Origin of the sequence: Nonomuraea sp. NPDC049649 (assembly GCF_040675175.1) — a bacterium.
GTDB lineage: Bacteria > Actinomycetota > Actinomycetes > Streptosporangiales > Streptosporangiaceae > Nonomuraea.
The window spans coordinates 69,724-81,968 of record NZ_JBFAOH010000016.1; the positions used below are offsets into that span (position 1 = coordinate 69,724).

At 69.5% G+C, this 12,245-nt stretch carries 15 protein-coding genes; 6 read left to right on the top strand and 9 right to left on the bottom strand.

Annotated elements, in window-relative coordinates; all coding sequences use genetic code 11:
• Nucleotides 1-47: 47 nt before the first annotated feature.
• The 3 genes from AB0J42_RS21200 (at nt 48) to AB0J42_RS21210 (ending at nt 4,261) form a co-directional block, all read left to right on the top strand.
• A complete protein-coding gene (locus AB0J42_RS21200) occupies nt 48-1,643 on the top strand; it encodes a hypothetical protein (protein ID WP_364296868.1) in 1,596 nt (531 codons plus the stop codon).
• 35 nt (nt 1,644-1,678) lie between these two features.
• Nucleotides 1,679-2,842, top strand: coding sequence for a VLRF1 family aeRF1-type release factor (locus tag AB0J42_RS21205; RefSeq protein ID WP_364296870.1), 1,164 nt, complete (start codon nt 1,679-1,681; stop codon nt 2,840-2,842).
• A gap of 222 nt (nt 2,843-3,064) precedes the next feature.
• Nucleotides 3,065-4,261 carry an MFS transporter gene (locus tag AB0J42_RS21210; RefSeq protein ID WP_364296872.1) on the top strand — a complete coding sequence of 399 codons (1,197 nt, stop codon included), beginning with the start codon at nt 3,065-3,067 and terminating at the stop codon, nt 4,259-4,261.
• A gap of 374 nt (nt 4,262-4,635) precedes the next feature.
• On the opposite strand, the gene AB0J42_RS21215 is transcribed toward AB0J42_RS21210, so the two are convergent.
• The 3 genes from AB0J42_RS21215 to AB0J42_RS21225 all read right to left on the bottom strand — a co-directional run bounded on the left by AB0J42_RS21215 (nt 4,636) and on the right by AB0J42_RS21225 (nt 6,415).
• Nucleotides 4,636-5,298, bottom strand: coding sequence for a DUF6461 domain-containing protein (locus AB0J42_RS21215; protein ID WP_364296874.1), 663 nt, complete (start codon nt 5,296-5,298; stop codon nt 4,636-4,638).
• Nucleotides 5,299-5,490: 192 nt separating this feature from the next.
• Complete coding sequence (locus AB0J42_RS21220) at nt 5,491-5,754, bottom strand: hypothetical protein (RefSeq protein ID WP_364296876.1); 264 nt, start codon at nt 5,752-5,754, stop codon at nt 5,491-5,493.
• A gap of 232 nt (nt 5,755-5,986) precedes the next feature.
• On the bottom strand, nt 5,987-6,415 hold the full coding sequence (locus AB0J42_RS21225) for an ATP-binding protein (RefSeq protein ID WP_364296878.1): 429 nt from the start codon (nt 6,413-6,415) through the stop codon (nt 5,987-5,989).
• A 314-nt stretch (nt 6,416-6,729) separates the two neighbouring features.
• On the opposite strand from AB0J42_RS21225, the gene AB0J42_RS21230 reads away from it, so the two are divergent.
• Nucleotides 6,730-7,557, top strand: a complete 828-nt coding sequence (locus AB0J42_RS21230; RefSeq protein ID WP_364296880.1) for a helix-turn-helix transcriptional regulator — start codon at nt 6,730-6,732, stop codon at nt 7,555-7,557.
• Complete coding sequence (locus tag AB0J42_RS21235; RefSeq protein ID WP_364296882.1) at nt 7,548-7,748, top strand: DUF397 domain-containing protein; 201 nt, start codon at nt 7,548-7,550, stop codon at nt 7,746-7,748. The genes AB0J42_RS21230 and AB0J42_RS21235 overlap by 10 nt, the downstream gene beginning before the upstream one ends.
• Before the next feature lie 106 nt (nt 7,749-7,854).
• Here AB0J42_RS21235 and AB0J42_RS21240 read toward each other — a convergent pair whose 3' ends face one another.
• Nucleotides 7,855-8,250: a nuclear transport factor 2 family protein gene (locus AB0J42_RS21240; protein WP_364296884.1), complete on the bottom strand. Its 396-nt coding sequence runs from the start codon at nt 8,248-8,250 to the stop codon at nt 7,855-7,857.
• Nucleotides 8,251-8,341: 91 nt separating this feature from the next.
• Between AB0J42_RS21240 and AB0J42_RS21245 the strand changes: the two genes are divergently transcribed.
• Complete coding sequence (locus AB0J42_RS21245; RefSeq protein WP_364296886.1) at nt 8,342-8,956, top strand: TetR/AcrR family transcriptional regulator; 615 nt, start codon at nt 8,342-8,344, stop codon at nt 8,954-8,956.
• Nucleotides 8,957-9,033: 77 nt separating this feature from the next.
• Here AB0J42_RS21245 and AB0J42_RS21250 read toward each other — a convergent pair whose 3' ends face one another.
• The 5 genes from AB0J42_RS21250 to AB0J42_RS21270 all read right to left on the bottom strand — a co-directional run bounded on the left by AB0J42_RS21250 (nt 9,034) and on the right by AB0J42_RS21270 (nt 12,057).
• Entirely contained in the window at nt 9,034-9,264 is a 231-nt protein-coding gene (locus AB0J42_RS21250; protein ID WP_364296888.1) for a hypothetical protein, read from the bottom strand.
• A gap of 90 nt (nt 9,265-9,354) precedes the next feature.
• Complete coding sequence (locus AB0J42_RS21255; protein ID WP_364296890.1) at nt 9,355-10,353, bottom strand: alpha/beta hydrolase; 999 nt, start codon at nt 10,351-10,353, stop codon at nt 9,355-9,357.
• A gap of 98 nt (nt 10,354-10,451) precedes the next feature.
• Nucleotides 10,452-10,775: a helix-turn-helix domain-containing protein gene (locus AB0J42_RS21260; protein WP_364296892.1), complete on the bottom strand. Its 324-nt coding sequence runs from the start codon at nt 10,773-10,775 to the stop codon at nt 10,452-10,454.
• A complete protein-coding gene (locus AB0J42_RS21265) occupies nt 10,745-11,458 on the bottom strand; it encodes a hypothetical protein (RefSeq protein WP_364296894.1) in 714 nt (237 codons plus the stop codon). Before AB0J42_RS21265 ends, AB0J42_RS21260 begins: the two co-directional genes overlap by 31 nt.
• Before the next feature lie 134 nt (nt 11,459-11,592).
• Complete coding sequence (locus AB0J42_RS21270; protein ID WP_364296896.1) at nt 11,593-12,057, bottom strand: hypothetical protein; 465 nt, start codon at nt 12,055-12,057, stop codon at nt 11,593-11,595.
• Between the last annotated feature and the right edge of the window lie 188 nt (nt 12,058-12,245).

Sequence of the window (12,245 nt, forward strand, 5' to 3'; positions counted from 1 at the left end):
GCGACCCCGCCACGCATCAGGCAAACGCATGTTTCGTATGGATCGTCATGAATCTCATGCATGACCTCCGCGTCCGGGCCGCCGGGCTGCTGGCGGTGACGGCCGTCGTGACCGTCCTGGCCGCCACCGGCGTCCTGCCGCGCTGGTCAGGGCTGATCCACCTGGTCGCGCTGCCCCCGCTCGACCTGATTGCCGACCTCCGGGTGCTGGCGGCGGCCGCGCCCGGCTATCCGGCGTTCCTCGGCGGCCTCGCGCTCTCGCTCGCCGTGCGTATCACCGTCCTCGCCGTCCTGCTGGGCGGGGTGGACCGGCGGCGGCTGGGCTGGGCGGCCCGCTACTACCTTCTCGTGCTGCCGCTCGCGCTGCTCGCCGTCGCGCCGATCCTCGCCGCCGGGGCGCTCCGGTACGCCGGACTTTTCTGGACAGGGGTGGCCATCGCCCTCCTCACCGCTGTGTTCACCGCCTCCTCCGCCTGGCGCTCCGCCCGCCTCCGTCTCGGCACCGTCGGCGCCTACCTGCTGCTCCTGGCCGCGCTCGGCGCCCTGGCCGACCTGACCGGACCTGCGGGCGCGGTGGCCCTCGTCCCCGTCTCCGCCCTGCTGACTCTGACCGCCGCCCGCCTCCTCCTCGCCGATCCGGCTCCCGTTTCCGCCCACTGCCGGTCACAAGAGACCCCGAGGTCACGTGGGTGGGTCCGGCTGGGGCGGCGGGTGCTCGCCGGGGCCGGTGCGGCTCTGACCCTGGCCCTGGTCGTCGTCGTGGTCACCGGCCCCGCCGGTCCGCCCCGGGCGCCGGAGCCACGTCAGCCGCGGCCCGGCTCGCTCATGCTGATGTCCGGGGTGGACTCCTCATCCGGGAACGGCGCCATCCTGGAGATCGACCCGCACGGGCTCGGTTACACCTGTGATCAGACGTACTACTTCTCCTACGCGGGCCCGGGCGGAGGCCAGCCGCGCGGCGCGGCCCTGTGCCCCGTCAGGACCGGCGCGCCGTACAGCAAGAACGACACCATGCGCCCCACCGCCGACCTGGTCGCCGCCCTCGAAGCGCAACTGGCGGACCTGCCGCCGCCCGTCGTGCTGATCACCCACTCGCAGGGCGTCTGGATCACCTGGGAGGCGGCCCTGCGGCACCGGCTCCCCAACGTCGGCACGCTCGTGCTCGTCGGCCCGTTCGCGAACAACCCGCTGCGGGGCGAGCCCCGGCTCGCCGCCGACGTCACCCGGCTCATCTCGGACTGGGCACGGTCGCACGGCGTCTCGGCGTTCACCCCCGGCTCGCCCCTGGGCCGCGAGTGGCTGGCCCACCCCACTGCGATCGAGCGGACACTGGCCCGGCCGCCTGAGGGCATCCGCGTGCTCGGCGTCCCCAGCGTCTTCGACACGCCGCTGACGCCGCCGCTGCCCCGGGCGGAGAGCCTCTGCCCGATCCCGGTGATCCACCCGAACCTGCCCTTCGCGGCGGAGTTCCAGCGATCGCTCACCCGGTTCCTCGACCACCGGCCGCAACCGCCCTGCCCGCCCTGGCGGCACGCGGTGGGCCACACCTTCCGCCCCTTCACCGTCCCCGCCGGTTCGTCGGCCACCGGCCGCGGGGTGGGCCACACCTTCCCGCCTGCGTTGCGAAACGGACAAATGGGGTAGGGGCTGCGAACACCCATGAAGAAAGGACGAAAGCCTTGGCCACGATCGAGGAGCTGGACGACAAGACACTGCTGGAGCTGTCCGGGCGCACCGACGCGGCCGGTGTGCTGTCGGTGTACGTGAACGACGATCCGGCCCGGGATCCGAACGCCACGGCGATCGATCTCAAGAACCGGTACCGGGAACTGCAGCGCCGCATCGCCGAGGAGGGGCCGGCCGACCGCCGCCGCGAGATCACCGAAGCCCTCGACCGGCTCGCCCCCGAACTGGACGAGCTCGCCACCCCGTTCGAGTCGGGCCGCGGCCGGATCATGTTCGCCGCGCTCGGCGACGACTGGAAGATGCGGCTGGACAGCCAGATGCCCGTGCCCAACCGGGTCGTGCTCGACGACGGCCCCTTCATACACCCCCTGCTCGAACTGCTGGACGAGGGCCGGCCCGCCGGCGTCGTGCTGGTCTCCGGCGACGGCGCCCGGCTGCTGGAATGGCGGCTCGGCCGGATGCGCGAGGTCGACACCCTGGAGCAGGAGGAGCAGGAGGCCCCGCACGAGCGGGCGGGCCAGATCGGCGGCGGACCGTCGGGCCAGTACCACACGCCGATGCGGGAACAGCGCCAGGCCCGCGAGCGCGAGTGGGGGCAGCGCTTCCTCGACCAGGTGGCGGAGACCGTCACCAACCTGACCGGCGAACGGCGCTGGGAACGCATCCTGATCAGCGGCGGAGATCCGTGGACCGAAGTGCTCGCCGACAAACTCCCCGAGCAGCTGACGGACCGGGTCGTCCGGGACTCGCGCGTGCTCGCCGGACTCGACGACGCCGGACTCCTCGCCGCCGTGACCGAACGGCTCCACGCCGAGCACGACGAGAGCGAGCGCCGGCTGCTCGAACAGGTCCGCGAGGCCGGGCTGACGCAGAAGGGCGCGCTGGGCCTGTCCCAGGTGGCCGGGGCGCTGAACGAGGGGCGGGTCGCCCACCTCGTGTACGACCCGGAGGTCCGTTACGTCGGCTCGATCGACGCCGACGGCCTGCTGTACGCGGGCGAGGAGACCGGCACCCAGCCCCACACACCCGAACCCCGCCTCAACGAACGCCTGGTGGAACGGGCCCTCGCCACCGGCGCCCGGGTCAGCCCGATCGAAGGGGCCAGCTCCGGCATCCTCGCCGACGCCGAGGGCATCGGCGCCCTGCTGCGCTGGTGATCCCAGCTACGAAATGATCACCCGCCTCGTACAGGCGTTGACCGTCTGCCCGGTGCTCGCGGCCCCTCGCGCGTTCTTCCAGGCGGCCGCCCCCTGGCGGTCCTGACTCCGCTCGGGCGTCTTCTCCACGCTTCGCCGCTACTTGACCGTGTCCGTGGAGATGAGTTGCGCACGCCTCTAAGATCTCGGACGCACCCGTAGAGATCGAGACGGAGGGGACAGATGGCCGCGACCTCGCTGGGACCGGCGTACCACCGGCTCTGGTGGGCGACGGCGCTGTCCAATCTCGGCGACGGCATTCGCGCGGCGGCCTTACCCTTGCTGGCCGCCGCCCTCACCAAGGACCCGGTCGCGGTGGCCGGAGTCGCCATCGCCGGACAGAGCCCCTGGTTGATATTCGGCCTGTTCGCCGGAGGCGTCGTCGACCGTTTCGACCGGCGTCGCCTGACGGTCCTCGTCGACGTGGCACGCGTGACGCTGCTGGTCGCCCTCGTCGTCGCGCTGTCCCTCGGCATCGCCGGAATCGCCATGGTGTACGCGGTCGCGTTCTTCTGCGGCATAGGCGAGACCTTGCGCGACACGGCGACGGTCACCCTCCTCCCGCCCTTGGTGAACGACGCCGACCTCGATCGCGCCAACGGCGGCCTGGTCAACGCGGAAGTCGCGGGCAACGAACTGGTGGGGCCGCCGATCGGCGGATACCTGTTCGGCGTCGCGATGGTGCTCCCATTCGCCATCAACGGCGGCACGCTGGCACTGGCGGCGGCCCTGATCTTCAGCCTGCCGAACATCTTCACCCCGAAGCCCCGCTCTGGCGCCCGTAAGGGGCAGATCTGGCGTGACACGCTTGAGGGCCTGCGATGGCTGACACGTCACCGGCACCTGCGGCTCCTGCTCATCCTCGCCGGCCTGTTCGCGTTGATGGACAGCGCCTGGTTCGCCATCCTCGTCCTCTACGTCCCCCAGATTCTCGGCCTGCCCGAGTGGGGCTACGGCGTGCTGCTGGGCGTGGGAGCAATAGGAGGCCTGGCCGGCGGCTACTTCGCGGCACGCATCACCCGCTCCATCGGCTCCACGGCGGCACTGACAACCTGCCTCGCCTCCGCCGCCCTGGGACAACTCATGCTCGGCGTGACCACCTCAGCCATCGTCGCCGCCTCGGGCCTGGCCCTCACCAGCGCCGCATTCGGCGTATGGGCGGTCGTCGCCCGCACCCTCCGCCAACGACTGACCCCTCCCGAACTCCTCGGCCGAGTCAGCAGCGCCTCGATGACCGTCGGGATGGGAGCAGCACCCCTGGGCGCCCTCATAGGCGGACTCCTGGCAGCCCAGTGGGGATTGACGGCACCGATCCTGGCGGGAGTGCCCGTCCTCGCGGCGTGCGCCCTCATCTGCGCCTTGAGATTGCGCGCGAACTGAGATGGTGCTCGCTACCGCTCGCGCGTTCTCCCAGGCGGGCTGGCGCCCGCCCCCTGGCGGTCCTCACTCCGTTCGGGCGTCTCCTCCACGCTTTTGGAGCTGAGCCAGCTAGGTTCGGGTCTTATGCAGGGACGGCGGAACTAGGTCGAGTTCGGTGTCAGACGCGGGCAGGGTCGACCCACTGACCGGCGGCGATCGGCTGGAAGGCCTTTGCCTGGCCGAAGTCGATCAGTGGGAACAGCAGGTCCAGGGCGTAGACGACAGCGTTGAACTCTGGTCCTTGCCCGGGCTGGGCAGAGGGCGGACTGTTCAGGGTGAAACGGGGTGGTCGGTGGTACGCCGAACAGGGAGTACTTCTGGACGGCGCAAGACGGTCATTTCTCCAAGATGGGCCCCACGAGCATCGGGCGGCCGAGCATGTCCGGTGTGAACGGCACCCCCGTGACCTTCGCTGCCAAGGCGAAGCCCCTTGGAACGGCGGTGTCGTAGTTGTCCTCCCACGCGGCGTCCCACGCGGCCTCGTCCTCCGGCTTGTCCAGCCCCATGCCCAGCTCCCGCATGAAGCCGTTGAGCCGGTCAGGGTCGGAGCCGTAACGCTCGTACGGGTGTCGCAGGCGGTAACCGGTGACCACCGTGCCGTCGATCGCGTACTCGAAACTGTGCTCGGCGGCGTAGTCGTGCCGGGTGACCGCCAGCACCTCGCAACCCCGCGACAGCTCCGTCACCACCTCGTGGAGCGTGACGAACCAGCCGTAAGGCTCGATGGCCACGCACCACTCGCCGGCTTTGAAGACGCCCACGTAGCCGCCGCCATCCCCACCGTCCGTCTCGTTGACGAACTCGTAGGCCTTGTCCTCGAGCCCGCCGAAGTCCGACTCCTGGCCGGAGCTCTCACCGCGGCTGAAGCGGCGCACCACCTCCGCAGGATCGAGCCCGCGGAAGAAGGCCACGCTGAAGATCACTCCCAGTTCGCCGCCGCCCGAGCTCTCGGACACGTTGAGCCACTGGAACTGGGCTAAGGGGTCGGACGTCGTCATGCGGGACATGGTGGCAGGCCGTACCGACAATCTTGCCGTTCTCGCAGATGGTCGACCGAGGGCTCCGCCTGTCCAGACCTGGGGGATGCTGCGGACGCCGTGGTCAGGAGCGGATGGCGTCCGGGTTGGGAAGCCGGTAGTTCGACTCGTCCAAGTGCTGATCCAGGTGGCGCCCCCGGGCATTTTGAAACGCTATGACTGGGGTCGTTCTATGCCGTAGTGATCGAGCAGCAGGCCTACACCGTGTTCGAGGTGCACCATCCGCTCGTCCAGCCCCGTGATCCGTTCGTCCATGGCGGCCAGTTGCCCGCTCATGCCGGTCATCCGCTCGTCTAGAGTGGCGAGCCGATCTGTGTGCTCCCTCTGAACCGACTTGATCTCGGCGAGGTCGCGGCCGGTTTGGAACGCGTAAGACTCCAAGGCGCTGACACGCTCCTCCGTGCTCTTGGTGTTCACAGGTGATCCCCTTACCGTGGGTGGGGGACCTGGCTGATATGCGCAGTCAGGTCCCACCAGTCTTCAGGTTAGTCGAGGCCCGGCTTTTACATATAGTTGCACATGGGGAACGCGGCGAGACCCGGGAATGTTTGATTCGCCCCAACAATTCCTGTTCGGATCAGAAGTCGAAGTCGCCCTTTCTTGTCCTGTTTGTTAATGAAGGAGTAGAGGGGCTACTGGGGGCCGAAGATTAATCGTGCTGGGTCAGGTTGAACCAGACCAGGACGCCGGACTCGTCGTGCTGGAATCCCCAGTGGTCGGAGAGCATGTTCACCAGCCACAGTCCTCTGCCTCGGTCGTCGGAGAGCGTCGGGGTGCGGACGGTGGGCGTGGTGGTTGAGGAGCCGGCGTCGGATACCTCCACCTGGATGGTCGAGGCCGCACGGGTGATCTGGACGGTCACGGCGCCGGAGCGGTTGTGGCCGGAGTCGGAGTGGGTGATGGCGTTGGTGACGACCTCGCTCAGCAGGAGAAGGGTGTCGTCGAGGGTGGGGGAGGGGCCGAGCAGGGAGCGCGCCCAATCGCGGGCTTCGGGAACGGATCTGTATGTTGCCGGAAACGATCGGCGGTAAGTGATCCGCGGCGTCCTCGTGGGCGTCGGTTGAGGTGGCCTTCTCATCAGCTGTTGCCCCACCCCGGTAGTTCGTGCTGTTCGCGCGCTGTCATAGATTCCGCCTCCGAGTGCTTGCCGTGGCTGAGGTGTGGAACGATTCCGCCGCTTATTTCCTCTTCGATTCGAGAATGAGGATCGGCTTCTTCGCCCGACGCCGCCGAGGAAAGGTGTGCGCCCAGAGTGCCTTTCGCGGGGTGGGGTGGGCGAGGGGGTTTCCAGGCCAAGGAAGCATGCATGATGACAGTCGTTGGTCAGGCGTGGTTTAAATGGTGTCACAGGCTGTGGAGCGTTCCATTTTGCGTGATTAGAGGGGATTTGTCATGCACGTCGTGCCGTCTCTCGACCCTGAGTCCCCTCGCGTGCGGTTCGGGGCCGAGATGCGGCGGCTGCGGGAGGCGGCGGAGTTGTCGCAGGCCGCGGTGGCGTCCCGGCTCGGGTGTACGCAGACGCAGGTGAGCAGGCTGGAGAAGGCGACCCGTACGCCGTCACGGTCTGATGCCGAGCGGCTGGATCTGCTGTTCGGTGCGTCGGCGGGGGTCTCCTTCACTCGCCTGTACCAGCGCATCATCGCCCAGCCGGGCAGCCCGGCCTGGTTCCGGGATTGGGCTGAGGAGATCGAGCCGACCCTGCTGGTCCTGCGTTCCTGGGATCCTCTGCTCATTCCCGGCCTTCTCCAGACCGAGGCGTATGCCCGGCACATCTTCAGCATGGAGCCCCGGGCCACTCCGGACGAGGTGGAGCAGCGGGTCGAGGCCAGGATGAGGCGGCAACGCATGCTCGGCCGGGACCACCCGCCGCTGATCTCCGTGCTGTTCGACGAGAACGTGCTCCATCGCCGAGTCGGCGGGCCCGAGGTGATGCGTGAACAATTGAATCGCCTGCTGGAGGTGGCGGCGCATCCCTCTGTCTTCATCCAGGTCGTGGATGCGGATTGCCTGCCCGGGCTGGCGGGCGCATTTATGATCGCCGAACTCCCGGATGGGCAACCCGATGTGATCAGCTCGGACGCGCCCGCCCAGGCGCAGATAACCGCCGATATCGAGATCGTGACGTCGATATGGGAGCGCTATGAGGCCATCCGGCTCTGGGCCTATCCTGAGCGCGTATCCCGCGAAATGATCGAGAAAGCGAGAGACACATGGATCTGAGCGGCGCCGTGTGGCGGAAGTCGTCGCGGTCTTCCGGCAACGGCGGTCAGTGTGTCGAAGTCGCCATGAATCTCCCCGGGATCGTCGCCGTACGCGACAGCAAGGACCCGGACGGCCCCAAGCTGATCTTCACCCCCGATGAATGGAAGACTTTCGTCGACACCCTCAAGGCCTCACCGGCCCCTTCCTAGGTACGGCAGCGCGAACAGGTACAGCCCGGCGGGCAGGAGCAGGGCCAGCGGGAGAAGCGGCAGGGCCGCCAGGCTGAAGCCTGCACCTCTCCTGAACGGCTATAGATCAGGGCTGCTCGGCGGGGATCGTGCGAGTCAGCTGAGTTACTCGGTGCAACCGCCCGTCATCGGCGAGCTGACCGAACATGTAGATCTCGGTGGCGATGACGTTTCCCTTGCGCATCGACGCGATCAGCCGGTAGCGCGAGGCGACCCGGTCGCCATGGACGATCACCTCGTCCACCTCTACCTGGATGGAGGCCGCCCGCTTGCGGCCGGGGCGGACGTGGTCGAGCAGTCGCTTCCGGTCCAGCAGGATCCCATCGCTGACCATCTCGTAGTCGGATGTGTGATACCGATCCATCACCGTTTCCGGCTCCTCGTCCCCGAAAGTGAGCTCCTGGGGATAACGGGTCAAATACCCGGCCAGATCAGTCGCGGGCGTCACAGGTGTGTCGGCCATGTGTGCCTCCAGGGGAGTGCGCGTGGCGAGTGCTTGGCGCTTACTTTGACAACACTGTCCAAGATAAGGCCAAGAGTTATCCTTGACAACCATGTCTGAGAAATCCGACGGCAGGCGAGGGCGTCGCCGCCGTTCCGATGCCGACCGCAGCGCCACCGCCGTGCTGGAGGCGGCGGTGCGGGTGCTGGGCCGGCGGCCTGAAGCGAGCATGGAGGAGATCGCCGCCGCGGCGGGCGTCGCCCGCCAGACGGTCTACGCCCACTACCCCTCTCGGCAAGCGCTGCTGAGCGCCGTGATCGGCAAAATCACGGACGACGTGATCGCCACGATCGACGCCGCCGGCATCGACACCGGCTCGGCGTACGAAGCTCTCATGCGGTGGCTGGACACCAGTTGGGGTCTTCTGGATCGATATCCGCTACTGCTGCACCCCTCGGTGGCGACGATCGACCCGCAGGAGTCCCACGAGAGCCATCTCCCCATCACCAGCCGGCTGGAGAGGCTGATCCGGCGCGGTCAGGACGCCGGGGAGTTCAACCCGGACCTCTCGGTGACCTGGCTGCTGGCGGCCACGATGGCCCTGGGGCACGCGGCCGGGAACGAGGTGGCCGCCGGCCGGATGACCTCTGCGCAGGCCGGCAGCGCACTGCGGGAGAGCGTCCTGCGGCTTTACAGGACGGACGATCGGCAGCGCGTCGACGAATGACTTCGCCGTCCAGGGCATACCGGCGACCGATCCCGGCGACCACCGGCCGCAGGCCGTTTCCTGGGCTAAGGCTCGTCCTACCGGCTCGCGGCGCCCTCGCGCCTGGCGCGCCGTTTGAGGGCGTACGGCAGCGCGAACAGATACAGCCCGGTGGGCAGGAGCAGGGCCAGCGGGAGGAGCGGCAGGTAGTACACCCATTCGGCCACGTCCTCCCCTCCCGCGACCACGATGGCGACGACCGTGACGACCACGGTCACCGTGAAGGTCATGGACAGCCAGCGGTGCAGCCGCCGAACCCACGTGCGCATGAGATCTCCTCGGTAAGACGAACGATCCCGATCACGGTAGGCAGGGCGCGGCGGCCGGCACTTCTCGATTCCTGACCGATGGGCGGCCCGTCAGGGGGCCAGGAGGCGGCGGAGCCAGCGCAGGCGGGCCGCCGCGGCGTCCCGGGAGATCGCGGCGTGCGGGACCATCATGTCGAAGCCGTGGAATCCGCCCGGCCAGACGTGCAGTTCGGCCTGGCCGCCCGCCTGCCAGATGCGGGTGGCGTAGGCGACGTCCTCGTCGCGGAAGGTCTCGGCCGAGCCGACGTCGATGAACGCCGGCGGCAGTCCCGACAGGTCGGTGGCCCGGGCAGGGGCCGCGTAGGGCGACACGTCGGGGCCGCCGCGCGCCTCGCCCAGCAGGGCGGTCCAGCCGACCTCGTTGGCGGCGTGGTCCCAGATGCCGAGCCCGGCCATCTGCAGGGACGACGGGGTGTCGTTGCGGTCGTCCAGCATCGGGCACAGCAGCAGCTGCCCGATCAGTGCCGGGCCGCCCCGGTCGCGCGCCATCAGGACCACCGCCGCCGCGAGCCCGCCGCCCGCGCTGCCTCCGGCCACCAGGATGCGGTCCGGGTCGATGCCCGGCTCCCCGGCGTGCTCGGCCGTCCAGGCCAGGCCCGCGTAGCAGTCCTCGGCGGGGGCGGGGTGCGGGTGCTCGGGGGCGAGCCGGTACTCGACCGACACGACCGCCAGGTTCAGCTCCAGCGCCCAGTCCAGCAGCACGTCCACGCCGACCATCCGGTTGCCGAAGACCATGCCGCCGCCGTGGATGTGGTAGAGGGCGGGCAGCGGGGTGGTGGCGCCGGCGGGGCGGCAGACGAGCAGGGTGATGTCGGGCGCACCGGCGGGGCCGGGCACCACCCGGTCCTCCACCTCGAACGCGCCGTCCCGGCTGAGCTGCTCGGCGGTGGGGGCCGGCATCATGTCCATGCTCTGCCGGAGCTCCGGGATGACGTCCACGGACGTGAGCGTCCCGGACATCTGCTGCTCGATGATCGTCAGTGCCGCGCCCAGCTCCGGGTCGAACGGGACGGGCGGGGCCTGCCCGGCGGGGGACTGGTCGGTGCTCATCCTGAGAACCTTTCAGGTCGGAGGTGGCGGCCGGTCGCCGCCCAGAACCCATGGTGACCACGGACAGTCGGGCGAATCGACCAGCCACGTGGCGGGGCTTACCCGCCAGATGGCGGGTGACGCCGCAGCCGCCGCAGCACGAACGCCAGCTGCAGCCGCAGGCGGCCCTGCGGGGTGCGGACGTTCCAGCCCAGCAGCTGCTCGGCCTGGACCAGCCGGTCCTGCAGCGTGGAGTGGTGGATGGTCAGCTCGGCGGCGGCCGCCCGCAGGCTCGGGGCGTAGGCGACGGCGTGCAGGGTGATGAGCGTCCAGGGCGCCGCCGAACCGGCCCGCTCCAGCGCGAGGACGTCGGGGACCGGCTCGCCGTCCGGCCCGGCGGCGGCGAGCGCCATCAGCCCGCCCAGCTCGTCCGCGTACGCCACTGTCGGGCCGGGATCCTGCGCCGACCCCTCGGCCGCCAGGCGCAGCGCGACCCGGGCCTGCCGCCACGACTCGGGTAGCTCCAGCACCGGCACCGCGGGGCCGACCCCCGGCGTCTCTCCCCGGGCCCGTCGGCGAGGAGCACCGGGTCACGCTCGATCCGGCCGCCCCCGCCCTCCTCCGCGACCGCGCGCACCCGTACATCCACCAGGTTCAGCCGCCGCGCGGCGACCAGCCGGGCCTGCCGCGGCGCCGCCGTGTCCAGAAGCAGCTCGACCAGCGCGGGATCCTCGCCCGGCCGCGCGGGCGCCCGGCCCCAGGTGCGGTCCAGCACGTCGCGGGCCGCGGCGGCGGCGCGTTCCAGCACGATCGCGTCCACGGGGCCGCGCCGTCCGGACCGCTCCAGCCGCAGCACCGCTGCCCCGCTGCCCACCTGCTGCAGGGGCCAGCCCGGGTCGGGGTCGGCCCGGGAGTCCTCCCGCTCGCCGTCGGCCCGTACGCGGATCCGCAGCTGACGCTCGCGATCGGAGAGGAGCGCGGGACACTCGGCCAGCGTCGCCGCACCGCGCACGATCGCCTCCAGACCGGCATGAGTACGTACGAGACGATCGAAGTAGGCGATGACCCGCACCGCGGCCCCGGCCTCGTCGTCGATCGCCGACACCCGGCCCACCAGCTCCCGCATCCCCTCAGCCTAGTCAGCAGCGCCCGGGCCTCGCCTGGTTCGCGTATCAAGATGCTTGTGGCGGTCGACCTCGTCGGGCTTCCGCCGGCGGTCTACTGGGCACTGTTCGCCCTGGCGGCCGACCGGGGTGCAGTTCAGGACTCGTCGAGGAGTTCCGCGGCGGTTTTGGGATCCATGATGTTCGACCAGACTTGTTCGGCAGGCAGGAGATTGCGCTGGGGGAGCGTGTACTCCGGGAACCAGCAGTCCATCTCGCAACCTGGTACGCGATCCAGGATCATCGCGGTCAGGTTGTGCGGGACCGACCCGGTGATACGGATGGCCGCGTAGGTCTCGTTGCCATCATCGGCACGGATCAGGATCCCCAGCCGGAAACCGGGGAAGTCGGCGGCATGCTCATGACCGTCGTGCAAGGAACCGCGGGCGAGATCGCGGATCGTGAAGTTGAGGCGTCGAACGAATCGGGCGGCCGCTTCGAGTCTGTAGCGGTCGTGGTCATCCGCGTTGGGCAGGAGATGGCCACTGTAGGTGTCGGTGGTCAGGGACTGGTCGTGCTCGGCGTTGTAATGGGCACGAGCGGCCTTCCCGCTGCTTGCCAAGGACGTAGAAGTCGTCTCCAGAACCTTCCTCTCGAGTACCCGCCGCTACCAGCCATGTTGACACTTCGGCATCGGGACCGTCGTGCCACACGGCGCCACGCCAGCGTTGCACCTTCACCTTGAACAGCACCACGTCATCGATGGCGCGGATGCGCTCGTGTGCGGTCTCGGGGTCGGCGAACTGGTCA